The 24,009-nt window shown below is 65.2% G+C and carries 24 protein-coding genes; 13 read left to right on the top strand and 11 right to left on the bottom strand.

Translation table 11 applies throughout. The annotated features are described in order from the left end of the window. Window positions 1–17: 17 nt before the first annotated feature. Window positions 18–356 carry a hypothetical protein gene (locus BTO32_RS03445; RefSeq protein WP_076723055.1) on the bottom strand — a complete coding sequence of 113 codons (339 nt, stop codon included), beginning with the start codon at window positions 354–356 and terminating at the stop codon, window positions 18–20. Window positions 357–554: 198 nt separating this feature from the next. Between BTO32_RS03445 and BTO32_RS03440 the strand changes: the two genes are divergently transcribed. Further along, window positions 555–971, top strand: a complete 417-nt coding sequence (locus BTO32_RS03440) for a c-type cytochrome (RefSeq protein ID WP_076723054.1) — start codon at window positions 555–557, stop codon at window positions 969–971. Window positions 972–1,019: 48 nt separating this feature from the next. Here BTO32_RS03440 and rep read toward each other — a convergent pair whose 3' ends face one another. Then, window positions 1,020–3,041 carry a DNA helicase Rep gene (gene rep, locus BTO32_RS03435; protein WP_076723053.1) on the bottom strand — a complete coding sequence of 674 codons (2,022 nt, stop codon included), beginning with the start codon at window positions 3,039–3,041 and terminating at the stop codon, window positions 1,020–1,022. A gap of 143 nt (window positions 3,042–3,184) precedes the next feature. Between rep and BTO32_RS03430 the strand changes: the two genes are divergently transcribed. The 4 genes from BTO32_RS03430 to rmf all read left to right on the top strand — a co-directional run bounded on the left by BTO32_RS03430 (window position 3,185) and on the right by rmf (window position 9,248). Continuing rightward, window positions 3,185–4,921, top strand: coding sequence for a putative bifunctional diguanylate cyclase/phosphodiesterase (locus BTO32_RS03430; RefSeq protein ID WP_076723052.1), 1,737 nt, complete (start codon window positions 3,185–3,187; stop codon window positions 4,919–4,921). A 53-nt stretch (window positions 4,922–4,974) separates the two neighbouring features. Next, a complete protein-coding gene (locus BTO32_RS03425; RefSeq protein ID WP_076723051.1) occupies window positions 4,975–7,296 on the top strand; it encodes a Tex family protein in 2,322 nt (773 codons plus the stop codon). A 68-nt stretch (window positions 7,297–7,364) separates the two neighbouring features. Next, the gene (gene gshA / locus BTO32_RS03420; RefSeq protein ID WP_076723050.1) at window positions 7,365–8,912 is read left to right on the top strand and encodes a glutamate--cysteine ligase; all 1,548 of its coding nucleotides are present in this window, start codon (window positions 7,365–7,367) and stop codon (window positions 8,910–8,912) included. 123 nt (window positions 8,913–9,035) lie between these two features. After that, on the top strand, window positions 9,036–9,248 hold the full coding sequence (gene rmf / locus BTO32_RS03415) for a ribosome modulation factor (protein ID WP_076723049.1): 213 nt from the start codon (window positions 9,036–9,038) through the stop codon (window positions 9,246–9,248). A gap of 14 nt (window positions 9,249–9,262) precedes the next feature. On the opposite strand, the gene BTO32_RS03410 is transcribed toward rmf, so the two are convergent. Beyond that, window positions 9,263–9,703: a flagellar basal body-associated FliL family protein gene (locus BTO32_RS03410; protein WP_076723048.1), complete on the bottom strand. Its 441-nt coding sequence runs from the start codon at window positions 9,701–9,703 to the stop codon at window positions 9,263–9,265. 120 nt (window positions 9,704–9,823) lie between these two features. On the opposite strand from BTO32_RS03410, the gene BTO32_RS03405 reads away from it, so the two are divergent. Further along, window positions 9,824–10,309 carry a disulfide bond formation protein B gene (locus tag BTO32_RS03405; protein ID WP_076723047.1) on the top strand — a complete coding sequence of 162 codons (486 nt, stop codon included), beginning with the start codon at window positions 9,824–9,826 and terminating at the stop codon, window positions 10,307–10,309. Between the two features lie 102 nt (window positions 10,310–10,411). Beyond that, window positions 10,412–10,891 (top strand): Rsd/AlgQ family anti-sigma factor, encoded by a 480-nt coding sequence (locus tag BTO32_RS03400; protein ID WP_076723046.1) that lies wholly within the window; start codon window positions 10,412–10,414, stop codon window positions 10,889–10,891. 81 nt (window positions 10,892–10,972) lie between these two features. Here BTO32_RS03400 and bamJ read toward each other — a convergent pair whose 3' ends face one another. The 3 genes from bamJ to BTO32_RS03385 form a co-directional block, all read right to left on the bottom strand. After that, window positions 10,973–11,698, bottom strand: coding sequence for a BamJ family beta-barrel-assembly machinery protein (bamJ, locus tag BTO32_RS03395; RefSeq protein WP_076723045.1), 726 nt, complete (start codon window positions 11,696–11,698; stop codon window positions 10,973–10,975). 132 nt (window positions 11,699–11,830) lie between these two features. Then, the gene (locus tag BTO32_RS03390) at window positions 11,831–12,220 is read right to left on the bottom strand and encodes a hypothetical protein (protein ID WP_076723044.1); all 390 of its coding nucleotides are present in this window, start codon (window positions 12,218–12,220) and stop codon (window positions 11,831–11,833) included. Beyond that, window positions 12,217–12,711, bottom strand: a complete 495-nt coding sequence (locus BTO32_RS03385) for a TIGR02444 family protein (RefSeq protein ID WP_217904912.1) — start codon at window positions 12,709–12,711, stop codon at window positions 12,217–12,219. The genes BTO32_RS03390 and BTO32_RS03385 overlap by 4 nt, the downstream gene beginning before the upstream one ends. A gap of 60 nt (window positions 12,712–12,771) precedes the next feature. Here BTO32_RS03385 and BTO32_RS03380 point away from each other — a divergent pair, with 60 nt between their 5' ends. Continuing rightward, window positions 12,772–14,712 (top strand): ATP-binding cassette domain-containing protein, encoded by a 1,941-nt coding sequence (locus BTO32_RS03380; RefSeq protein ID WP_076723042.1) that lies wholly within the window; start codon window positions 12,772–12,774, stop codon window positions 14,710–14,712. Here the strand turns inward: BTO32_RS03380 and ppx are convergent. Further along, on the bottom strand, window positions 14,709–16,190 hold the full coding sequence (gene ppx / locus BTO32_RS03375; RefSeq protein WP_076723041.1) for an exopolyphosphatase: 1,482 nt from the start codon (window positions 16,188–16,190) through the stop codon (window positions 14,709–14,711). The two genes, BTO32_RS03380 and ppx, sit on opposite strands and share 4 nt — an antisense overlap. Window positions 16,191–16,502: 312 nt before the next feature. Here ppx and trxA point away from each other — a divergent pair, with 312 nt between their 5' ends. Beyond that, on the top strand, window positions 16,503–16,829 hold the full coding sequence (gene trxA / locus BTO32_RS03370) for a thioredoxin TrxA (RefSeq protein ID WP_076723040.1): 327 nt from the start codon (window positions 16,503–16,505) through the stop codon (window positions 16,827–16,829). Between the two features lie 60 nt (window positions 16,830–16,889). After that, window positions 16,890–17,492 carry a molybdenum cofactor guanylyltransferase gene (gene mobA, locus BTO32_RS03365; protein WP_076723039.1) on the top strand — a complete coding sequence of 201 codons (603 nt, stop codon included), beginning with the start codon at window positions 16,890–16,892 and terminating at the stop codon, window positions 17,490–17,492. Here mobA and BTO32_RS03360 read toward each other — a convergent pair. The 4 genes from BTO32_RS03360 to moaB are packed head-to-tail and all read right to left on the bottom strand — an operon-like array spanning window position 17,446 to window position 20,008. Next, entirely contained in the window at window positions 17,446–17,940 is a 495-nt protein-coding gene (locus tag BTO32_RS03360; protein ID WP_076723038.1) for a molybdenum cofactor biosynthesis protein MoaE, read from the bottom strand. The two genes, mobA and BTO32_RS03360, sit on opposite strands and share 47 nt — an antisense overlap. Before the next feature lies 1 nt (window position 17,941). Next, entirely contained in the window at window positions 17,942–18,202 is a 261-nt protein-coding gene (locus BTO32_RS03355) for a MoaD/ThiS family protein (RefSeq protein ID WP_076723037.1), read from the bottom strand. A gap of 2 nt (window positions 18,203–18,204) precedes the next feature. Continuing rightward, window positions 18,205–19,416 (bottom strand): molybdopterin molybdotransferase MoeA, encoded by a 1,212-nt coding sequence (locus BTO32_RS03350; protein WP_076723036.1) that lies wholly within the window; start codon window positions 19,414–19,416, stop codon window positions 18,205–18,207. A gap of 16 nt (window positions 19,417–19,432) precedes the next feature. Beyond that, window positions 19,433–20,008 carry a molybdenum cofactor biosynthesis protein B gene (gene moaB, locus BTO32_RS03345; protein ID WP_076723035.1) on the bottom strand — a complete coding sequence of 192 codons (576 nt, stop codon included), beginning with the start codon at window positions 20,006–20,008 and terminating at the stop codon, window positions 19,433–19,435. Window positions 20,009–20,363: 355 nt separating this feature from the next. On the opposite strand from moaB, the gene rho reads away from it, so the two are divergent. The 3 genes from rho (at window position 20,364) to BTO32_RS03330 (ending at window position 24,005) form a co-directional block, all read left to right on the top strand. Then, window positions 20,364–21,626, top strand: a complete 1,263-nt coding sequence (gene rho / locus BTO32_RS03340; protein WP_076723034.1) for a transcription termination factor Rho — start codon at window positions 20,364–20,366, stop codon at window positions 21,624–21,626. 61 nt (window positions 21,627–21,687) lie between these two features. Further along, window positions 21,688–23,175: a 4-hydroxy-3-polyprenylbenzoate decarboxylase gene (gene ubiD / locus BTO32_RS03335; protein WP_076723033.1), complete on the top strand. Its 1,488-nt coding sequence runs from the start codon at window positions 21,688–21,690 to the stop codon at window positions 23,173–23,175. Between the two features lie 95 nt (window positions 23,176–23,270). Next, window positions 23,271–24,005, top strand: coding sequence for an FAD-binding oxidoreductase (locus BTO32_RS03330; protein WP_076723032.1), 735 nt, complete (start codon window positions 23,271–23,273; stop codon window positions 24,003–24,005). The last annotated feature ends 4 nt before the right edge of the window (window positions 24,006–24,009 follow it).

Below are 24,009 nucleotides of genomic sequence, written 5' to 3'. Positions count from 1 at the left end.
GCATTGGGCAAACCTCCTCACGGTGTGTTCAGGCTGAGCCAAGTGTTGGTGACGCCGTACAGCCAGATGCCCAGCAGGGTGACGGCCAGCAACGCGAAGACGACCCTGGGGCGGCCCTGGTTCCTGGCTCCGGCGGCCGCCACCCAGCGCAGGTACATCAATCCGATGAAACTGGCGAACACCCCCAGGCTGGCCAAGGCGGGGAGCAGCAGCCAGCCGGGCGCCAGCGGCTCGCCGGTCTGAGCCTGGCCGGACAGCCAGGCCATACTGCCCAGCAGCAGGGCCAGGGAGGAAAATTCGAGGATCAGCAGCGGCGTGCGCCAGGGGTGGGAAGGCTTGTTGTCAAAACCGGGCATGGGAATGTCCTGGGTACGTTGCAAGAGAGCCTTGGGCGCTAGGGTAGCGAATTGTATATGCCCGTTGGCTTACGAAATGGCAATTAAAGTGGCGGAAATCAATTTCTGTCCCCGCCGTTCGGTTTTTTTGCCTGGATGCAGTCGCTATAATGCGGCGACCGACGATTATAACGCTCAAATGCGAGGTGCATTGTGAAGATGAAGAGAGTCCTGGCTGCTGTTCTGCTTGGCTTCGGCCTGACCGCCGGCGCCGTTGCCGTGGCAAGCGTAGAAGATGAGATCCGTGCGCGCATCCAGCCGGTCGGCGAGGTGTGCCTGCAAGGGGAAGAGTGTGGTGAAGCCGCTGCGCCGGCCCAGGCGGCCAGCGCGGGTCCGCGTTCCGGCAGCGAAGTGTTCAACGCTGTGTGCTCCGCCTGCCACGCCACGGGTGCCGCCGGTGCTCCGGTGGTTGGTAACCACGACGCCTGGGCTCCGCGCATTGAGAAGGGCATGGAAACCCTGATCGATCACGCCTTGCACGGGTTCAACGCCATGCCCGCCAAGGGTGGTTGCGCCAGCTGCCCGGACGAGGAGATCAAGAGCGCCGTTGAGCACATGGTCTCCCAGAGTAAGTAAGCGCCCGAGCCCTCGTCACAACCCCCGCCGGATGGCGGGGGTTTTTCGTTACAGCCCGCCGAGATCCCCGAGCAGGGCACTGAGGGTGGCCTTGCCCTTTTTCTGGTTAGCTTCCCGATCCTGTTCTCCCAGCCCTTCCCAGCGCAGGTCTTCCTCCGGCAGCTCGTCCAGAAAACGGCTGGGGATGGTCTCGATTTTTTCACCGTACTGCTTGCGGGTGGCGGCGTAGGTCAGGGTCAGGGTTTCCCGGGCTCGGGTGATCCCCACGTACATCAGCCGCCGCTCCTCCTCGATGTTGCCTTCCTCGATGCTGGTACGGTGCGGCAGGATCTCTTCCTCCAGGCCCATGATGAACACGTGGGGAAACTCCAGCCCCTTGGAGGCGTGCAGGGTCATCAGCTGGACCTTGTCGCTGTCGTCCTCCTCCTCTCGCTGCTCCATCATGTCCCGCAGCACCAGCCGGCTGATGGCGTCCTCGATGCCGATCTCGTCGGCGGTGCCCTTGCCGTCGTCGAGCATGCGCCGGATCGACTCCACCAGGTACCAGATGTTCTCCATGCGCCGCTCCGCCTGCTTGGGACTGCCGGAATGCTGGTGCAGCCACTCCTCGTACTCGATGTCGGTGAACAGCTGCTTGATCACCGGCACCGGATCTTCCTGATACAGGCGCTCGCAGGTCTTCTGCACCCAGTGGGCGAATCGCCGCAGGCGGTCCAGCCCCTTTTCGGTCACGTGGGCTTCGGCTCCCAGATCGCCGAGGGCCCGGAACAGGCTGACCTCCCGGGCCCGGGCATAGTGGCTCAGCTGCTCCAGGGTGCGCGGGCCGATTTCCCGGCGGGGGACGTTCACCACCCGCAGGAAGGCGGCGTCGTCGTCCGGGTTGATCAGCAGTCGCAAGTAGGCCATGGCGTCCTTGATTTCGTTCTTGGCGAAGAACGACTGGCCGCCGGACATCCGGTAGGGAATCTGATACGCCTGCAGTTTCATCTCCAGCAGACGGGACTGATGGTTGCCCCGGTACAGGACGGCGAAGTCCCGGAACGCCAGCCCGTTCTTCAGCTTGTGGTCGAGGATTTCGGTGGCGATCCGTTCCGCCTCGGCGTCTTCGTTGCGGCAGCGGATGATGCGGATTTCCTCACCGATGGTGTGATCGCTCCACAGCGCCTTCTCGAACACGTGGGGGTTGTTGGCGATCACGGTGTTGGCGCAGCGCAGGATGCGGCCGGTGGAACGGTAGTTCTGTTCCAGCTTGACGATTTTCAGGCTGGGGAAGTCCTCCTTCAGCTGCGCCAGGTTTTCCGGCCGGGCCCCCCGCCAGGCATAGATGGATTGGTCGTCATCGCCGACCACGGTGAAGGCCGCCCGCTCGGCCACGATCAGCTTCACCAGTTCGTACTGGCACAGGTTGGTGTCCTGGTATTCGTCCACCAGCATGTAGCGGATCTTGCGCCGCCACTTGGCAAGCACGTCCGGACAGTTCCTGAACAGCTGGACCGGCAGCAGAATCAGATCGTCGAAGTCCACCGCGTTGTAGGCCTTCAGGTATTCGTTGTAACGCTGGTAGACTCGCGCAATGCGCTGCTCCCGTTCGTCCGCGGCCCGGCTCAAGGCCTGTTCCGGGCCGCGCATGGCGTTTTTCCAGGCGGAAATGGTCATCTGCACGTCGTTCAGCTCGTCGCCGGCCTCGGCGGTGGCTTCCTGTAGCATCAGGTCCTGCAGCAGGGCCTTGGCGTCCTCCGCGTCGAAGATGGAAAAGCCGGGATGGTAGCCCAGATGCGGGTGTTCCTCGCGGATGATGTTCAGACCCAGGTTATGGAAAGTGGAGACGATCAGGCCGCGGGCCTTGTCGCGCTCGACGATGCGGCCCACCCGTTCCTTCATTTCCCGGGCGGCCTTGTTGGTGAAGGTGACGGCGGCGATGTGCCGTCCGGGAATCCCGATTTCCTCGATCAGGTAGGCGATCTTGCGGGTGATCACGCTGGTTTTCCCGCTGCCGGCCCCGGCCAGCACCAGCAGGGGGCCGTCGGCGTAGCGGACCGCTTCGCGTTGTCGGGGGTTGAGCTTGTTCACAAATTTTGGACCAGGGTGGAATCAGCGGCTGAAATGACACGATCAACCATTCTACAACAGCCGGCGACGCTGTACCTTCGCCATGTATCGTCTATGATTCCTAGAATGGACTCCGCCGTATACGCCTGAATGGACACTGTTTGATGACACTGCCCCTGGAGACGTCGAGGCCAGATCAGTTACGTGTGCTGGTGCTGACACCTCACCATGTTGACTTCCTCTGGCTGGAAGCGCTGCTGCGTGGGGCTCCGGAGCTGGACCCGGACGCCACCTGGTGTCCCGATCTGATTGACTGCGACGACCTGATCCGCAACGCCCGGTTCGATGTCATTGTCTGGGACTGCGCCTTCCACAGCGGCAGCGAGTCCTCCTTCCTCCAGTACCTGACCGTGGCCAGCGACGACAAGCCGGTGCTGGCGCTGAGCGCGGACTTGCCCGATGCTCGGGCACCGTCGTTGCTGGCCGCGGGCGCGGCGGACTACCTGTGTCGCCAGCAGCTGGACCGCTGGGGTTTCGTCCGTGCGGTCAAGTGCCTGTGGTACCGGGAGCGCCTGTTTGCCTCGGCCCAGGGCCAGCTTGGCGGCGACGTGGCCTCCGGCATCATCAACCGGGACTTGTTCTTCGACCGCCTGCAGCAGGCCCTGCTGCGGGCCGAGCGCAACGGCCAGCGGCTGGCGCTGCTGGATCTGAACGTCGACGATTTCCGCAGCATCAACGAATCCTTCGGCTACCAGAAAAGCGACCAGCTGATGGTCAAGCTGGCGGAGCGCCTGCGGCACGCGCTGCGCCGGGTGGATTCGCTGATGCGCATCGGCGGCGATGAGCTGGCGATCATCGTCGAGCGGGTCGAGGACTCCCTCGACATCACCCGGATCATCCGCAAGGTGGTCAGCCTGCTGGACGAACCGCTGACCGTGGACGGCCAGAATGTGGTGGTGAACGCCAGCCTGGGCGTGGCCACCTATCCGGAGTCGGGCGACAACGCCGACAACCTCATGCGTCGGGCCAACCGGGCCATGTTCGAGGCCAAACGCGACCCCGGCACCAGCTACCGTTTCTATGACCGGCAGCTGCACATTTCCGCCGGCTACCAGCTGCGCCTGGAAGCCGACCTGCGCAATGCGCTGCGTGGCAGCGAGCTGGAAGTTTACTACCAGCCCAGGATCGACTTGGCGACCGAAGCGGTGCGAGGGGTGGAGTGCCTGCTGCGCTGGAACCACCCGCAGCGGGGCTTGGTGGGGCCGGATGAGTTCATCCCGGTGGCCGAGCGCAGCGGCCTGATCGTGCCGATCGGATACTGGGTGATCGAACAGGCCTGCAAGCGCCTGCGGGACGCCCACGAGCTGGGTTTTCCCGGCTTGGTGTTCGCCGTCAACCTGTCGTTTCGGCAGTTCCACGACCGCAAGATGACGGAGACCATCTTCCGCATCATCTTCAACGCCAATGTGGACACCAGCCTGCTGGAACTGGAGCTGACCGAAAGTGCGATGATGCACGATCCCGAATATGCCCAGCGATGCCTGAGGGAACTGAACCAGTTGGGCATCAGCTTTGCTCTGGACGACTTCGGTACCGGCTTCTCCTCCCTGAGCAACCTGCAGCATCTGCCCATTTCCCTGGTCAAGATCGACAAGTCCTTCGTCCAGGACCTGGGACATTCGCCGGATGCCGAACACATCATCCGGGCCATCATCAGCCTGGCCCACAGCCTGCAGATGAGTGTGGTGGCCGAGGGCGTGGAAACCGAGGCCCAGCTCGAATTCCTGCGCCAGCAGCACTGTGACGAGGTCCAGGGTTACTACTATGCCCGGCCCATGCCCTGGGACGAACTCGTGCAATTCCTGAACAGTCGCGACCGCTCCGCTTGCTTGCGGAAGTGAGCCGCTGTACCTTTCCCCGTTACCTTGAATCCCGCGTTATCGACAGAGGTTGCATGAAGAGTATTTCCCTCCGTATCGCCGAAGAGCTCGGCATCCGTGAGCAGCAAGTGGATGCCACGGTCGCCCTGCTGGACGAGGGGGCCACGGTCCCGTTCATTGCCCGTTACCGGAAGGAGGTGACCGGCTCGCTGGACGACAGCCAGCTGCGGACCCTGGAGGAGCGCCTGCGTTATCTCCGGGAGCTGGAAGACCGTCGCGCCACCATCCTCAAAAGCATTGACGAGCAGGGCAAACTGACCGACGAGCTGCGGGCCAGCATCGAGGACGCCGATACCAAGAACCGGCTCGAGGACCTCTACCTGCCGTACAAGCCCAAGCGCCGGACCAAGGCCCAGATCGCCCGCGAGGCGGGGCTGGAGCCCCTGGCCGACGCGCTTTATGACGATCCGACCCTGGATCCGGAGGCGACGGCGGCCGGCTACCTCAACGCCGAGGCCGGCATCGACGACGCCAAGGCAGCGCTCGAGGGCGCCCGCCACATTCTGATGGAACGCTTTGCCGAGGACGCCGAACTGCTGGGCAGCCTGCGGGATTTCATCTGGCGGGAGGGCAAGCTGAAGGTCACCGTGGTGGAAGGCAAGGAAACCGAAGGCGCCAAGTTCCGGGACTACTTCGATCATGTCGAACCGCTGAAGAAAATTCCTTCCCACCGGGCCCTGGCCATCCTGCGTGGCCGCAACGAGGGTATCCTGAGCTACGGTATTGTGGTGGGTGACGAAGACGACGACCGGCGCCAGCCCCACCCGGCCGAGCAGCGCATCGCGGCCCACTGGCGCATCCGCGACAATGGCCGTGCCGCCGATCGTTGGCTGTCCGAGGTGGTGCGCTGGACCTGGCGGGTCAAGCTGTCCACCCAGATCGAGACCGATTTGATGGCCCAGGTGCGCGAGGCCGCCGAGGCCGAGGCCATCCAGGTCTTCGCCGCCAACCTCAAGGATCTGCTGCTGGCGGCGCCGGCCGGCCCGCGCCCGACCCTGGGCCTGGACCCGGGCCTGCGCACCGGCGTCAAGGTGGCGATCATCGACGGCACCGGCCAGGTGGTCGGTCACGGCGCCATCTTCCCCCACGCGCCTCAGAACAAGTGGGACCCGGCCATCGAGCAGCTGGCTGCCTGGTGCCGCCAGCACCGTATCGAGCTGGTGGCCATCGGCAATGGCACGGCCTCCCGCGAGACCGAAAAGCTGGTGGCGGATCTGTGCAAGCGCTACCCGGAGCTGAAGCTGTCCCGAATCGTGGTGAACGAAGCCGGCGCTTCGGTGTATTCCGCCTCCGAGTTTGCCTCCCGGGAGCTGCCGGACCTGGATGTCACCATCCGTGGTGCGGTCTCCATTGCCCGGCGCCTGCAGGACCCGCTGGCGGAACTGGTGAAGATCGAGCCCAAGTCCATCGGGGTGGGGCAGTACCAGCATGACGTCTCCCAGGTGCAGCTGTCGCGCAGCCTGGACGCGGTGGTGGAAGACTGCGTTAACGCTGTCGGCGTTGACCTGAATACTGCCTCGGTACCGCTGCTGGCCCGGGTGTCCGGTCTGAATCAGGGCATCGCCCAGAACATCGTGGACTATCGCAACCAGAACGGTCTGTTCCGCAACCGCCGGCAGCTGCTGAAGGTGCCCCGCTTGGGCGAACGGACCTTCGAGCAGGCCGCGGGCTTCCTGCGCATCGTCGGGGGCGACAACCCACTGGACCGTTCCTCGGTGCATCCGGAAGCCTACGGCGTGGTGGAAGCCATCGCCGCCAGGAACAACCGACGGGTCGAGGACATCATCGGCGACAGCCAGTTCCTACGGGGACTGGATCCGAAAGACTATGTGACCGAACGTTTCGGCCTGCCCACCGTCCGGGACATCATCGCCGAGCTGGAAAAGCCGGGCCGGGACCCTCGACCGGAATTCCGCTTCGCCAGCTTCGAGGAGGGCGTGGAAACCCTCAATGACCTCAAGCCCGGCATGGTGCTGGAAGGCGCCGTCACCAACGTCACCAACTTTGGTGCCTTTGTCGACATCGGCGTTCACCAGGACGGACTGGTGCATATCTCGGCGTTGTCCCACACTTTCGTCAAGGACCCCCGGGATGTGGTCAAGGCCGGGGATATCGTCCGGGTGAAGGTGATGGAGGTGGACATCCCGCGCAAGCGTATCGGCCTGTCCATGCGCCTGGATGACCAACCCGGCGAGAAAACCGAGGGGAGCGGCGGACGCCGGGGCGGGCGCCGCGAATCCGGAGGCCGTGCCGCCGCAGGCCAAAAGGCCCCGCAGGGCGCCATGGCGGGCGCTCTGGCCCAGGCCCTGGCTTCGGCCCGCAAGGGCGGCCGCTAGGCCGCCGTACCGATTGTTCACCGGCACCCGCCTGCATGATCCGGTGGTTGCCGAAGCAGGAGTCAACCATGGCTGAATCCCGCCATTCGCTATTTCGACAGTTTGGCCGTTCCGACTGGCACGGCTTCCTCAAGGGAATCGAAAAGGAGGGGCTGCGGGTCGACGGCAACGGCTTCATTGCCCAGACGCCGCATCCCGAGGCTCTGGGTTCGACCCTGACCCATCCCAGGATTACTACCGACTACTCCGAGGCGCTGCTGGAGCTGATCACCCCGGTATGCGATTCCACCGAAGCGGTGCTGGCGGCACTCTCGGACATCCACCGCTTCGTGCAGCGGCACCTGGGCGACGAAGTGCTCTGGGCCGCCAGCATGCCCTGTGAGCTCGACGGTGACCCCAGCATTCCCATCGCCAACTACGGCCGCTCCAACATTGGCTACCTCAAGCATGTGTACCGGCAGGGACTGGCGGTGCGCTATGGCCGGGTGATGCAGAGCATCGCAGGGGTTCACTACAACCTGTCGCTGCCGGACAGCTTCTGGCGCAACTGGCAGGCCCTGCTGGGCAATGACCAGCCGCTGAAGGACTTCAAATCAGACCAGTACTTCTGGCTGATCCGCAACTTCCGGCGCCGCAGCTGGCTGCTGATGCTGCTGTTCGGGGCCTCGCCGGCACTGGATGCCAGCTTCGTGGCCGGCGTCCGGCATGACCTGGCCCGGTTCGACGACCGCACCTTCTACGGGGCCTGGGCCACCTCACTGCGCATGGGCGACCTGGGCTACCATAACAACGCCCAGTCTTCCCTGAACATCTGTTTCAACGAGCTGCGCACCTACACCGAGACCCTGGGGCGGGCAATCCAGACCCCCTGGCCCCCCTACGAGGCGATTGGCACCCGGCGCGGCGACGACTTCATCCAGATCAACACCAGCGTGCTGCAAATCGAGAACGAGTACTACAGCAGCATCCGACCCAAACGCACCACCCTGCGCGGCGAGAAGCCAATCCAGGCCCTGGATGCCCGGGGTGTCGAGTACATCGAGGTCCGCTGCCTGGACCTGGACCCGTTCTCGCCGGTGGGCATCAGCCGCCGCCAGGTCGACTTCCTTGACCTGTTCCTGCTGGACTGCCTGTTGTCCGACTCCCCGCGTATCTGCGATGCCGAGTGTGAACGCCTGGATGATGCCTACAAGGATGTCGTGTCCCGCGGACGGGACGAGACCCTGACGATTCACTGGCAGGGGCGGAACCAGAACGTGCGCGAGGCCGCCGGCAGCCTGCTGGAGCAGCTGGCGCCCCTGGCGGATCAGCTGGATTCACTGAGCGGTGGCAGTGCCTATCGCGACGCCCTGTCCGCTCAGCGCGAAACGCTGGCCGAGGCCGTGCCGTCGGCACGGGTGCTGGAGGCCATGCGCGGCGCCGGCCTGGGGCATCGGGACTGGGTGCTGGAACTGTCGCGTCAGCACCAGCAGACGCTGCGGCGCGACCCCCTGGCGCCGGAGGTGCAGCAACAGTTCGAACAGATGGCCCGCGATTCCCTGGCGGAGCAGGCGCGGCTGGAGGCGGAGGACGACACACCGTTCGAGCAGTTTCTGGCCGACTACCTGCGCAGCTGACCGCCGCCAGGCTCGACCCGATCACAGCGGCATCGGGCCTGGCGCACAGAATGCGCCAGCCCGGTTTGTGTCCGGGGGCGTGCCCTGTTAGGTTTTGTAACAGACAACCGGGAGGGCGCGTCAGTGGCCAGGGACATGAAGCTTGGGTGGGACGTGGAAGCGTTGAACAAGGCTTACCGCCAGGGGTACCTGGCCGGGAGCATGGGCATGGGCAAGGACCGCTGCCCATACCGGGGTGACGTGGTGGTGGCCGCCTGGGAAGCCGGCTGGGAAGACGCCGAGGCGGCCAGCCGGGAAAACAGAGAGCCGGGGGACCGGTTCTACCGCAGCGCCTGAGCCCACCGCCCGGCTTACTTTTGTACCACGAACTCCGTAAACAGCACTTCCGTGACGGCCTCGCCGGTCCGTTGCTCTTCCAGAACCTGATTGATCCGCTTTTTCGCCTCTTCCCGTAACGCCTCCTGTCCGGCCAGGGTGGTCAGGGTATCGGTGTCCGTCTGCTCACCGAACAGCATGACCAGCTCGTGGCGCAGCCGGGGCATGTGTGCCTCCACGGCGGCCCGGGTCGTTGCCCGGTTCGCCCGCAGGGTCACGGCCGCTTTCAGGTAGCTCACCTTGGGGCCTGGCTGCCCCACGTGCGTGATGAACGGCGGGTCCATGGCGATGTAGTCGGTGATGCCGGGGGCGTCCTCCTCCGTTGCCTCGTTGTCGTCCTGGGCCAGGGCGGGCGCGGCGCTGGCAAGGCACAGGAGAATGAGCAGGGACAGAAGCAGATTTGGCTGGCGTGTCATAGGCTTGAAGTTCTACCGGGTTTAGGGTGTAGTGGCCCGTCATGGGGGCAACCGGAACGGTTTGAGGATAGCAGTCCCGTTGCCTCGCTGCAGGTTCAATTCTTCACTTGAGGTGTTGCTTTGACAAGTCGATGGGTGTTTGCCGGTATTTTCCTGGTCTGTGCCGCCCTGCTGGCGGTGGCCTTCTACATGGAACACATCATGGGCCTGGAGCCCTGCCCGCTGTGCTGGTTACAACGGTTCGGTTTCATGGGGGCGGGGCTGGTGGCGCTGCTGGCGTTCCTGCACGGGCCCAGCGGTTGGGGGATCCGGGTGTACGGTCTGCTGCTGGCGCTGTCGGCGGGCGCCGGGCTGGGGGTCGCCGGTCGCCAGTTGTGGCTGCAGAGCCTGCCACCGGATCAGGTGCCCGCCTGCGGCCCGTCCGTGGATTACATGCTGGAAGTCCTGCCCTGGCTGGATGTGCTGAAGACCGCCCTGAAAGGGACCGGGGACTGTGCCGAGGTGGTGTGGCGGTTCCTGGGGCTGAGCATTCCCGGCTGGACGGCGATCTTCTTTGCCCTGCTGGTGGCAACGGGGCTGTTCCTGCTGTTTCGGCGCCGGTCATGAAACGGTTGCGGGCAACCGGTGGCATGGGGTAATTTGAGCGTCGACACGAACATAACCGGGCCCGGTGAGTCATGCCGGGCGGAGCAGACGGGAGCAGGCACCATGTTGGAAAATTGCCGCAATGCCAGGGAGCGCTGGGGCGGAGTCAGTGAGCTGATCGATCGCTGGCTGAAGGAACGGCAGGAACTTCTGGTGTGCTACTGCGACCTGTCCGCCGAGACGGAGTTCACCCGTACCGATGCCCTGACGGCCAAGTTCGTCCGCTTATGCGAGGTGCTGGTCGATTACGTTTCCGCGGGCCACTTCGAGATCTACGAACAGCTGATTCAGGAAGCCCGGGAATTCAACGACGGCGGTTTGGAACTGGCCACCCGGCTCTATCCCCGCATCCAGCAAACCACGGAAGTCGCCCTTGATTTCAACGACCGCCTCGATGGCCGGTCCCTGTCGGAAACCGAGGTGCGGGCGCTGTTCGAGGAGCTGTCCCGTCTCGGCGAGGCGCTGGAAAGCCGCTTCGAGATGGAGGATCTGCTGATCGAGCATCTGCACAACGCGCACGCCGGCAAGGTCGCCTCCGCCTAAGCGGCCGGCGCCCGCCCGAAGATATGAAAAAGCCCCGCGTCGTCCGGTGACGGCGCGGGGCTTTGGCTTCCGGGGCGGGGTTCAGTTGTCCCCGTCCTCCTGACCCGGATTGACGTCCAGCAGTTCGACGTCGAAGATGAGGGTCTCGTTGGGGCCGATGGCCCGGTTGCCGCCCGGTCCGTACGCCAGGTCCGCCGGAATATAGAGTTTGTAGCGGGCGCCTTCGCTCATCAGCTGCAGGCCTTCGGTCCAGCCCGGGATCACCTGGTTCAGGGCAAAGGTCACCGGCTCGCCACGCTCGCGGGAGCTGTCGAACACCTCACCGGACAGGAGTTCCCCGGTATAGTGCACCTTGACGGTGTCGTCCGCCCCCGGCTTGGCGCCGGAACCCGGTTCGATCACTTCATACTGGAGACCGGATTCGGTGGTTTGTACGCCTTCCTTCTTGGCGTTTTCGGCCAGGAAGGCGTCACCGGCTTCTTTGTTCTTGCGCGCCAGCTCTTCCATCTTCTTGGTCTGCTCTTCCTGCATCTGCTTCTGATAGGCCATCAGCGCTTCCTGGATTTCCTCCCGGGTCAGGCGCTTGGCGGCGTCGTCGCCGGCATGGCCGTGCTGGATGCCTTGCAGGAACTGATCCATCTGCAGGTCGGGCAGGTCATTGCTCATGCGCTCGCCCAGCACCAGCCCCATGCCGTAGCTGACTTTCTCTGCGGTGGTTTCCAGCTTCGGGTTGTCCGGCGTCTCCGGCGGAGTGGAACAGCCAGCGACAACGCCGGCCATGGCCAGTGCGAGCAGGGTTTTCTTCATCGTTCAGTCCTTAATGGGTTCTGGGGGTATTTGCGGGGCGCCACGGGCCCCGGTACGGGCGTCACCTTGGGAAGGTAACGGGTTCCAGCGGCCGATGCCACTGAACATGTGTTAACAAAACGGACCTGTTTCTCAACTTCCGTTGCTGCCGGCGCTGGGGCCCAGGGAGAAGGGCGCGTGGTACGGTGACTGCCAGTCGATGTCCGGGTCGGTGGGCGGCTGGAGGGGGCCGTCCTTATTGGGACGTTCGATGGCGAGTGTGTTCCAGGGCCCCTGGGCCGGAGGCTGGTCAGCGTAGTGCCAGTTGCCCTCGGTATCCCGCCATTTGAAAATGATGTCCGGTCCCTCGGTGGGAACCGGCGACGGGACCATCCCCTCAAAGGCAGGAATGTCCTCCTGCGGGTGTGCCTGGCCGGCGTCCGGCGCCGCCACCTCGTGCGGGTCGCCCAGGCCGAAGAAAATCAGCACCAGGAGCAGCCCCAGGGCGGGAAAGGACAACCGGATGAGCCACTTCATGATCATGGCTGAATGTCTCCGTGGGAGAAATTGGCCAGTAATCTGGCCAGTGTGTTCAGTTCGCCGGTGGCGGCGTGCGCCTGGCGGGAGGTGTTGGCCGCCCGGGCCAGGTTGTGTTCGATCAGCTGGCGTCGTCCCTGCATAGTGTCATGTTCCGGGGTGGTGGGTTTCAAGGCATTCCAGGCCATGGCCAGCTCCAGTTGCTCGGCCTGCAGCTCCAGCCGGGCCACGGCCTCGCGCAGCTCCCGGCAGGCCTCACTGCCTTTGGGCAGCGCCCGGCGGGCGGTTCGCAGCGCACCGGTTACATCTTGTCGCCACTTTGTTAACGTAGCGTCCTCCTGGCCATCGTAGCGCCGGCCCGACAGGGCGAGCCATCCTGCACACAGCAGGCGGGTCACGCTCCAGCCCTGTTCCTGCAGGGCCAAGCAGGCCTGGCGGGCCTCCGCGTTTTGCCAGAATGCCAGGGCAAAACGCCAAAGCGGATTGTCCGGTTCCAATTTCCCGGGGAGTTCCACGTGGTAATGACCCTGACCATCTTACGCTGATGAAATGGATTTATGTTAACGATAGCTGATCTCAGTTTACAACGGGGTGGTGTGTGGTTGCTAGAATCCGCCAACCTCACGGTGCAGCCCGGCCAGCGGGTAGCCCTGGTCGGCGCCAATGGCGCCGGGAAGTCCAGTCTGTTCCAGCTGATTCTGGGGCAGCTGTCGCCGGAGCAGGGGCAGGTGTCGTTGCCGGGCGGCTGCCGGATTGCCCACATGGCCCAGGAGGTGACGGCCTCGGACCGGAGCGCCCGGGATTATGTCCTCGATGGCGATTCGGACCTTCGGCGCCTGGAGCAGGCGCTGGCTCAGGCGGAAGCGGCGGGCGATGACGCCGGGATGGCGCGCATCCACGGTGAGCTGGATGTACGCGAGGCCTGGTCGGCGCCGCGCCGGGCGGAGGCGCTGCTGCGGGGGCTCGGCTTCGCCGACGGCGACGCGGATCGTCCGGTTTCGGCCTTTTCCGGTGGCTGGCGCATCCGCCTGAACCTGGCCCAGGCGCTGATGCGGCCGTCGGATTTGCTGCTGCTGGACGAGCCCACCAACCACCTGGATCTGGATGCCTGTCTGTGGCTGGAGAATTGGCTGGCCCGTTACCCGGGCACCCTGCTGTTCATTTCCCACGACCGGGATTTCATGGATCGTGTCGCCACGCATGTGGTGCACTTCGAACAGCACAAACTGGTGCCGTACACCGGCAATTATTCGGCCTTTGAGCGCCAGCGGGGCGAGCGGTTGGCTCAGCAGCAGGCCAGCTATGAACGCCAGCAGGCCCGCATCGCCGAGATCCAGCGCTTCATTGACCGCTTCAAAGCCAAGGCCACCAAGGCCCGTCAGGCCCAAAGCCGGCTCAAGGCTCTGGAGCGAATGGAGCGCATAGCTCCGGCCCACGTCGATTCGCCGTTCAGCTTCGAGTTCCCGGCGGCGGGGAAAACCTCCAATCCCTTGCTGTCCATCCGCCACGGTCAGGTCGGCCATGGCCAGGCGCTGGTGCTGGACCAGATCAACCTGACGCTGCTGCCGGGCAGTCGCATCGGGCTGCTGGGGCCGAACGGCGCGGGCAAGTCCACCCTGATCGACGCCCTGCGCGGCCAGGACACCCTGCGGGCGGGGGAACGCGTCTGCGGCGAGCACCTGGCCATCGGCTACTTCGCCCAGCACCAGCTGGAATCCCTCGACCTGGAGGCCAGCCCCTACCTGCACCTGCAGCGGCTGTCGCCGAGGGCGTCGGAACAGAGCATCCGTGACTTCCTTGGCGGTTTTGACTTTCACGGCGACGCGGCGCTGGCGCCGGTCCGTTCCTTCTCCGGAGGCGAGAAGGCACGCTTGGCGCTGGCGGTCATCGCTTGGCAGCGCCCGAACCTGTTGCTGCTGGATGAGCCCACCAACCACCTGGACCTGGAAATGCGCCAGGCCCTGACCTTGGCGCTGCAGGGGTTTGACGGGGCCATGGTGATCGTGTCCCACGACCGCCACCTGCTGCGTAACACCGTGGACCAGTTCTGGCTGGTGAGTGAGGGCCGGGTGTGTGAGTTCGAGGGGGATCTGGAGGACTACGAACGCTGGCTGGCTGATCGGCGGCGGGAACCGGAGGCCGCGACGGACGGCCGTACCGGCCCGGAAACGGCGCCCGACAGTGGCGCCGGCAATCGCGAGAGTGCGGAGGATCGCCGGGCCCGCAAACGCCGGGAGGCGGAGCTGCGGCAGAAACTGAGCCCCTTCCGCAAGCGCCTGACGGCCTTGGAAACGGAGATGGAGCGCCTGCAGGGTACCCTGGCGCAGCTGGAACAGGCGCTGGCCGATCCGGGGCTGTACGAGGCCTCCGCCAAGGCGCGCCTGAAGGAACTGCTGGCACAGCAGGCGGAGGCCCGGGGTGCGCTGGCGACGGCCGAGGCCGAATGGCTGGAGCTCGGCGAGACCGTGGAATCGATGGAGCGGGAGCTGGCCCGCTAGGCCTCGGTGATCCTGAGGCTGAAGTCCTGCCGGGCGAGGTATTCTTGCTCGTTCTTGAGATCGGCCAAGGTCAGCGGGCGGTCATCGAGCCAGCCTTCGGGGAACGTGACCGACAGGCGGTTGTCGCCGGCCTCCAGACGGAACTCGGGGGGCGGCTCCATCTTGCGCGGATGCTGCAGCAGAACCGCCAGGCGCAGCAGGATGCACAGCCGCCGCAAACGCCGTTCGGTGCCGCTGTCCAGACCTTCGAAAATGGCTGGAGCGAACTTGCGTCGGTGGCCGCGCACCAGGGTGGCCAGGTCTCGCTGGAACTGTTGGCTGAAGCCGGGCAGGTCGGAGTAGCGCAGCAGGTAGGCGCCGTGCTTGTGGTACTGGCTGTGGGAGATGGCCAGTCCGATCTCGTGCAGGCGGCAGGCCCAGCGCAGCACTTCCTCGTCGACCTCCGAATCGATCTGCCAGTCCCGGGCCACCTGCCGCCAGGCGGCGACGGCGGTCTGTTCCACGGCGGCACCGTGTGCCTGATCGACATGGTAGCGTTCCTGTAGGGCGGAAATGGTCCGGACCCGGACGTCCTCGTGCTCGATCCGGCCGACGATGTCGTACAGGAGCCCCTCGCGCAGCGCGCCGTCGGCAAAGGTCATGGTGTCGATCTCCAGCGATTGGAAGGTTCCCAGCAGAATGGCGAAACCGCCGGGGAAAATGCTTTGTCGGTCCGGGCGGACGCCCAGCTCGCCGAGCCGTTCGACCTTGCCCATGTCCACCAGCCGACGCTTCAGCTCCTGCATGGCGTCGAAGGTGATGGTGCCGTCGGTGATCTTGAGGTTTTCCAGAACGCCGGAAATGGCCTTGATGGTTCCGGAGGAGCCCACCGTGCTTTGCCAGCCCAGGCTGCGGTAGTGGGCGCGGATGTTGAGCAGCTCCTGCTCGGCGTGGGTGATGGCTTTGTCCATCTGGCGCCGGGAGATTTTGCCGTCGGAGAAGTAGCGGTTGCGGAACGAGACGCAGCCCATGTGCAGGCTTTCCAGTTCCAGCGGCTCGAACCGTTCGCCAATGATGAACTCGGTGCTGCCGCCGCCGATGTCCACCACCAACCGCCGGCCCTCGTCGTCGGACAGGGTGTGGGACACGCCGAGGTAGATCAGGCGGACTTCCTCGCGGCCGGCGATGATCTCCACCGGATAGCCCAGCACGTCCTCCGCACGGCGAATGAATTGGTGGGCGTTGCGGGCCACCCGGAGGGCGTTGGTGCCCACCACCTGAACCGAGTCCCGGGGCATGCCCTGCAGCCGCTGGGCAAAGCGCCGAAGGCAGTCCAGTGCGCGCTCCTGAGCCTCCTCGGTGAGGCGGTTGAAGCGGTCGAGGCCTGCAGCCAGCTGCACCTTCTCCCCCATCTTCTCCAGGGTCCGGATTTCGCCGTGCATGAGGCGGGCCACCACCATGTGGAAACTGTTGGAGCCCATGTCGATGGCCGCCAGCATTCTGGGTTCCTGGGCCGGGGTTGCGTCTGTCACGTCCTCGGGTAATCCTGCGGTCAGAACTTGCCCGGTACTATAAGCCATCTGTCTCCGGCGTGTCAGCAAGGATTCGGGACGAGTTGACGCGGGTCATCCGGAGTCGGGGGATGTACTGCTTCACATCCGGACGACCAATCGCGTAAAGTATGCCGTATCGCAGATAAGGGAGAACGGCTGTCTTCCCTCCGGCAGTCTTCAGAATCAGTCAACAGCATCCGCCGACGCCGCGCCCGGGCGCGGATCTGCCGTTGGTGGTGCCTGAATCAGGAAAAGGTAATGAGCGGAAATATCGTAAATGTCACCGACGCTTCCTTCGAGGAAGAGGTACTGAAGTCCGACGTTCCCGTACTGGTGGACTACTGGGCCGAGTGGTGTGGTCCGTGCAAGATGATCGCGCCGGTGCTGGAAGAAATTGCCGATGAGTACGCCGGCAAGCTGAAGGTGTGCAAGCTGAACATCGACGAAAACGAGCAGACTCCGCCGAAGTACAACATTCGGGGCATCCCGACCCTGATGCTGTTCAAGAATGGCAACGTGGACGCCACCAAGGTCGGCGCTCTGTCCAAGTCCCAGCTGGCCGCGTTCCTGGACAGCAACCTCTGATCCCGGAGGCTGCCGCGAACCGCCCCTGAAACTCGCTTTCACGGGCGGTTTTTTGTTGCCGTGAAGACACCCTCGAATGGCGTCATCGGCCTGCTGCTTGCCGGCGGCCAGGGACGGCGCGTGGGCGGCCGGGACAAGGGCCTGCTGCCCTGGCGGGGCCGCCCCCTGGCCGCCTGGGGCTATCAGGCCCTGGCAGCCGTAACGCCACAGGTGTTCATTAGCGCCAACCGCTCCCTTCCGGACTATGAACGGCTGGCACCCGGGCACCTCTTGCCCGATCCCGACTCGGTCCGTGGCCAGGGTCCGCTGGCGGGGCTGCTCGCCGGCCTGGGGGCGGCGACAGCGGCCGGTGCCCGGGCCGTTCTGGTCTGCCCCTGCGATACGCCGGGGATCACGCCGGCGGTGCTTGCGTCCCTGTTGACGGCTTGGCAGGCCCAGCCGGACCGCCCGGTCATCGCCGAACACCGGGGGCGCCGCCACCCCTTGCACGGTGTGTATCCGGTGGCGCTGGCGGAGGCGCTGGCGCGCAGGCTGCGCGCCGGTGAACGACGGGCCCTGGGCTTTGCCGAAGCCATGGCGGCCCGGCCGGTGATCTGTGCTGCACCGGAGGCGGTGTTCAGGAACCTGAACCGCTGGCGGGATCTGGAGCCGCCGGGGGTGTGACCGGGGCCCAGGCCTCGGCGCGTTCGATGTCCGAGGTTTTTTGCTCCACCCAATGCTCGCCCTGGTCGGTGATCTCCTTTTTCCAGAACGGCGCGGACGTTTTCAGGGCATCCATGAGAAAGGCGCAGGCGGCGAAGGCATCTTCCCGATGCGCGCTGCACACCCCCACGAACACGATCTGATCCGACAGCGTCAGGTGCCCGACCCGGTGAATCACCCGTGCCCGCTGGATGTTCCAGCGCCGGGCGGCCTCCGCCACCAGCCCCTGGATCACCTGCTCGGTCATGCCCGGGTAATGCTCCAGATACAGTCCCGTGACGCCGGCACGGTCGCCCTGGTCCCGGACCAGTCCGGTAAAGGTGACGATGGCGCCGGTGCCGGTATCGCTGTCGCGCAAGGCCCGGTATTCCTGAGCTTGGTCAAAGTCTTCTGCCTGCACCGAGATCATGTCAGCCTCCGGTGACCGGCGGGAAAAAGGCGACCTCGTCGCCGGCGTGGACCGGGGTGTCGGCTTTCGCCATGACCCGGTTCACCGCCACCAGCACTGGCCGGCCCGAATCCAGCTGGCGCCAGGCGCCCCCTCGCGCGGCCAGCTGCCGCAGCAGATCGCCCGTGGTCAGCCCCGGCCGGGGCGGCACGGCCAGGGTGTCGGTGCCCAGCTCCTCGCGCAGGCGGGCGAAAAAACGGACAGTCAGGGCAGGTTCGGTCATGATCAACTCAGCAGTTCGGCGAATGAGTAATAGGTTAGCAGGTCTCCGGGGTGAACGGTGCCGTGCTCCGGCACCACCGCCAGGCCGCTGGCCCAGCAGGCGGAGCTGAGCACGCCGGAACTCTGGTTGGGGTAGGCTTCCAGCTGCGGCCGGCCGTCCTGCAGGGTTTTCCGGGCACGCACGAACTCCCGGCGGATGGACGGGGAGGGAACGGTAAACAGCGCCGGCAGCCGTTCCCCTTGAACCGGGTCGGGTTGCCCCTGGCATCGGCGCAAAAACGGCATGACCACCATCAGGAAGGTCACCAGCACCGCCGCCGGATTACCGGGCAGTCCCAGCACCGGGGTGTCCTGGACCCGGCCAAAGGCCAGGGGCTTGCCCGGTTTGATGGCCAGGCGCCAGAGCGACAGGCCGCCGCTTTCCTCCAGCACCGCGCGGACATGGTCTTCCTCGCCCACCGAGACGCCGCCGCTGGTCAGCACCAGGTCCGCCGACCCGGCGGCCCGGCTTAGGGTGGTGCGGGTGGCGGCGCGGTCGTCGCGCAGGGTTTCGCACACCGTTACCTCGCACCCGGCCTGGGTCAGCAGGCCCAGCAGGGTGAACCGATTGGTGTTGTAGATCTGCCCGGGTGCCAGCGGCTGGCCGGGTTCCACCAGTTCGTCGCCGGTGGTGAGGACAGCGACCCGGGGGCGGGCCAGAACCGGCACTTCGGCGATGCCCATGGACGCCAGCAGGCCCAGCTCCTGCGGTCGCAGCCGGGTTCCCCGGGCCAGGGCCAGATCACCCCGGCGCAGATCCTGGCCCCGCCGGCGGATGTTCTGGCCGGGGCAGACCGTGGTCTTGATCCGGATTTCGCCGGCACCGATGTCGACGTCCTCTTGCATGACCACAGCGTCCGCCCCCACGGGGAGTTCCGAGCCGGTGAAGAGACGGGCGGCCGTTCCCGGCGCCAGGGCCGGGGCGGGGGTGCCGGCCGGGATTCGGGCCGAAACGGGCAGGGGGCGGTTGCCGGCCAGGTCCGCGCAGCGCAGGGCATAACCGTCCACCGCGCTGTTGTCGGCGGGAGGCACATCCGCAGGTACCCGTTGCGCGTCGGCCAGGGTCCGGCCCAGGGCTTGGCTCAGGGGCACGCGCTCGCGGGCATTGAGGGGCGGGGCTTGTTCCAGAATGTGGGCCAGGGCGGTTTCCAGGGGGATGAGCGAGGCGGTGGTCACGGTCGGTCTCCTCCGGTCATTGGCGGGCACGTCTGCCGATCACCTCGTGCAAACGGCCGAATGCCGGATTGGCCGGTTTGGCCAGGGCCAGGGCCGCGAAGTTGCAGGGGGTGTGGCGGCTGTCGAGCTGGGGGGCGAGCAGCCGATCCCAGCCGGTGCGGCAGGCGCCGGTGGAGCCGGGCAGGCAGAACACCAGGGTGTGGTTGGCGAGGCCGGCAAATGCCCGGGACTGAATGGTGGAGCTGCCGATCTCGGCGGCGGACAGGCGCCGGAATTCCTCACCGAAGCCGTCGATGGTTTTGTCCAGCAGCGGCGCCACCGCTTCCGGCGTGCTGTCCCGTTCGTGGAAGCCGGTGCCACCGGTGATCAGCACCGCGTGGATGTCCGGGTGGGCGATCCAGTAGGCCACCTGGGCTCGTACCAGGTAGGGATCATCGGGCAGGATGCGGCGCGCGAGCACCCGATGGCCGGCTTCCGAGGCCCGGTCTTCCAGCAGCTGTCCGGAGCTGTCCTGGTCCGGGCCCCGGGTGTCGGAGACGGTCAGGATGGCCAGGTTCAGGGGCAGAAGTCCGGGGGTGTGCTCAGTGCTCATGGTCGGTCTGGCTCCGTGATGAAATGGCAGGGACTCCGTGTCAGTATCCGTGTCGGCCGGCCGGAAGGGAAGGGCGTGCCGGGGGTGCGGGACGCTCTCCGGGCGGAATTTGCCGTAATTTTGGACAGCCTACTTGACATTCGCCGTCCAGGTGGCCGATTATCCTGTTTGCCCGGCGAACGGTTGTTCCCACTCTACTGGCTTTCGGCATACGAACCCGGATTTCATCTGCACCGGTTGCTCCATCTGGCCAGCACCTGTTTTCAAGCATTATTACTTGATCAATTCGTTCAGGGGCACCCCTGTCATTTCATTCCAACAGTCGTTTATTCCATTCCTGAAAATCCAACACACTATGAACCTTACTGAACTCAAGCAGAAGTCCGTGCCCGAATTGCTCGACATCGCGCAAGAGATGGGCCTCGATAACCTGGCTCGTTCACGCAAACAGGATGTCATCTTCACCATCCTGAAAAAACACGCCAAGAGCGGCGAGGACATCTACGGCGACGGCGTATTGGAAATTCTGCAGGACGGTTTCGGCTTCCTTCGTTCTGCCGACGCCTCCTACCTGGCGGGACCGGACGATATCTACGTCTCGCCCAGCCAGATCCGCCGGTTCAACCTGCGCACCGGTGACACCATTTCCGGCAAGATCCGGCCGCCGAAGGACGGCGAACGGTACTTCGCGTTGCTGAAAGTCAACGAGATCAACTTCGACAAGCCGGAAAACGCCCGCAACAAGATCCTGTTCGAGAACCTGACGCCGCTGTTCCCGCAGGAGCGACTGACCCTGGAGGCCGGCAACGGCAGTACCGAGGACCTGTCGGCCCGGGTTCTGGATCTGGTGGCGCCCATCGGCAAGGGCCAGCGCGGCCTGATCGTGTCGCCGCCCAAGGCCGGTAAGACTCTGCTGATGCAGGGCATCGCCCAGTCCATCACCCGCAACAACCCGGAATGTCACCTGATGGTGCTGCTGATCGACGAGCGGCCCGAGGAAGTGACCGAGATGCAGCGCACCGTGCGCGGTGAAGTGGTGGCCTCCACCTTCGACGAACCCCCCGCCCGCCATGTGCAGGTGGCGGAAATGGTGATCGAAAAGGCCAAGCGCCTGGTCGAGCACAAGAAGGACGTGGTGATCCTGCTCGACTCCATCACCCGTCTGGCCCGGGCCTACAACACCGTGATCCCGTCTTCGGGCAAGGTGCTGACCGGGGGGGTGGACGCCCATGCCCTGGAGAAGCCGAAGCGGTTCTTCGGCGCGGCCCGTAACGTGGAAGAGGGCGGCAGCCTGACCATTCTGGCCACCGCGCTGGTGGACACCGGGTCCAAGATGGACGAGGTGATTTACGAGGAGTTCAAGGGCACCGGTAACATGGAGGTGCACCTGGACCGCCGGATCGCGGAAAAGCGGGTATACCCGGCCATCAACATCCGCCGCTCCGGTACCCGCCGCGAGGATCTGCTGATGTCCGAGTCGGAAATCCAGCGGGTCTGGATTCTGCGCAAGCTGCTGCACTCCATGGACGACGACACCGCGGCTCTGGAGTTCCTGCTCGACAAGCTCAGGGACACCAAGACCAACGACGAATTCTTCCAATCCATGAAGCGCCGTTGAGCCCGGCCCGGGCAGCAGGGCTCCTCGCACCCGAAGGGTGCGGGAGCCGACGGAGCACGCCATGAAGTACAACGACCTGCGCGATTTCATTGACCAGCTCGAAGCGCTTGGAGAGCTGAAGCGGGTCCGCGCGGAAGTGGACCCCCACCTGGAAATCACCGAAATTTGTGATCGTACCCTGCGGGCCGGAGGGCCAGCGCTGCTGTTTGAAAACCCGAAGGGGTACGACATGCCGGTGCTGGCCAACCTGTTCGGCACCCCCCGGCGGGTTGCTCTGGGTATGGGCCAGGACAGCGTGACCGCACTTCGGGAAATCGGCAAGTTACTGGCCTTCCTGAAGGAGCCGGATCCCCCCAAGGGGTTCAAGGACGCCCTGGAAAAGCTACCGGTGTTCCGCCAGGTGCTGCGCATGAGTCCGAAGGTGCTGCGTTCGGCCCCCTGCCAGGAGGTGGTGATCGAGAAGGACCAGGTGGACCTGTACCAAATCCCGGTGCAGCATTGCTGGCCCGGGGATGCCGGACCACTGGTCACCTGGCCGTTGGTGATCACCCGCGGGCCGCACAAGGAACGGCAGAACCTGGGCATCTACCGGCAGCAGGTGATTGGCCGTAACCGGTTGATCATGCGCTGGCTCAGCCACCGGGGGGGTGCCCTCGATTATCAGGAATTCCGCAAGGCCAACCCCGACCGGCCGTATCCGGTGGCGGTGGCTCTCGGGGCCGATCCGGCCACCATTCTCGGCGCCGTGACACCGGTTCCCGATACCCTGTCCGAATACGCCTTTGCCGGACTGTTGCGCGGGGCCCGGACCGAAGTGGTCAAAGCGGCGCTGAGCGATTTGCAGGTGCCGGCCAGCGCGGAAATCGTGCTGGAGGGGTTTATCTACCCGAACGACACCGCGCCGGAGGGACCGTTCGGGGACCACACCGGCTATTACAACGAGGTGGATGAGTTCCCGGTGTTTACCGTCGAACGCATCAGCCACCGCCGCAATCCGATCTACCACAGCACCTACACTGGCCGGCCGCCGGACGAGCCAGCCGTGCTCGGGGTGGCGCTGAACGAAGTGTTCATTCCTATCCTGCAGAAGCAGTTCCCGGAAATCGTGGATTTCTACCTGCCGCCGGAGGGCTGTTCGTACCGACTGGCGGTGGTCACCATCAAGAAACAGTATCCCGGCCACGCGAAACGGGTGATGATGGGCGTGTGGTCGTTCCTTCGGCAGTTCATGTACACCAAGTTCGTGATCGTGACCGACGACGACGTGGATGCCCGTAACTGGGAAGACGTGATCTGGGCGATCACCACCCGGATGGACCCGGCCCGGGACACCACTCTGGTGGAGAACACCCCCATCGACTATCTGGATTTCGCATCCCCCGTGTCCGGCCTGGGGTCCAAGATGGGCCTGGATGCCACGCACAAGTGGCCGGGCGAGACCGACCGGGAGTGGGGGACGCCGATCCGCATGACCGACGCGGTGAAGCAACGGGTGGACGAAATCTGGGACAGTCTGGGGATTGAAACCCCCACGGCCCGCCCCGACTGAAGGGCCGGCTGCCGTGCCTCAATTTTCGACCGGTCGGCGGGTGTTTGCCGGTGTGCGGTACCCTCGCCGACCCTGAACTGGAGATACCCGCCGTTATGGCATCAGGACCTTACCAGCCCCGTTCGTTTCAGGCCCGGGTGGTGGACGTGAGTCCCATCAGCCACGATGTATACCGCGTACAGCTACGGTTGCCCCGCCGCCACGAGGTGGCCTTTCTCGCCGGGCAGTACCTGTCGGTGCACCTGCCGGACGCGGAGCCTTGTTACTTTTCCATTGCCAGCAGCCCCTCGGCCGAGCTCATCGAGCTGCATATCCAGGCGTCGCCGGACTGGGTGTCTGCGCAGCGGGTTATCGAGGCGCTGACCTCCAGTGAGGAGGTCAGCGTCCAGCTGCCCCACGGCAGGGCCTGCCTGAGCGGGGCGCCGGGGCGTCCACTGGTGTTGGTGGCGGCGGGCACCGGCTTCGCCCAGATGAAAAGCCTGGTGGAGTATCTGCGGGAGATCCGTTTCGAGCCGGAGGTTACGCTCTACTGGGGCGTGCGCCGGCCGGAGGACATGTACCTGCGGTCGCTGGCCGAGCAGTGGCAGGCGGAGTGGTCGCCGTTTACCTTCGTGCCGGTGGTCCGTGACGATGAGGACAACGACTGGGGCGGGCACCATGAGCAGCTGGTGCGGGCGGTGTTGGCGTCGGGAGCGGACTGGCGCCGGCTGGAAGTGCACGCCAGCGGTTCGCCGGCCATGGTGTATACCCTGATGGATGCCCTGACCGAGGCAGGTCTGCCCGCCGATGCCTTCTTCTCGGACGTGCTGGAGTACGCCCCCCGGCGCTGAGGCG

Source organism: Marinobacter lutaoensis, assembly GCF_001981305.1.
Classification (GTDB): domain Bacteria; phylum Pseudomonadota; class Gammaproteobacteria; order Pseudomonadales; family Oleiphilaceae; genus Marinobacter; species Marinobacter lutaoensis.
Note: the sequence above shows the minus strand (reverse complement) of the source record. Positions and strands in the feature narration are given on the sequence as shown.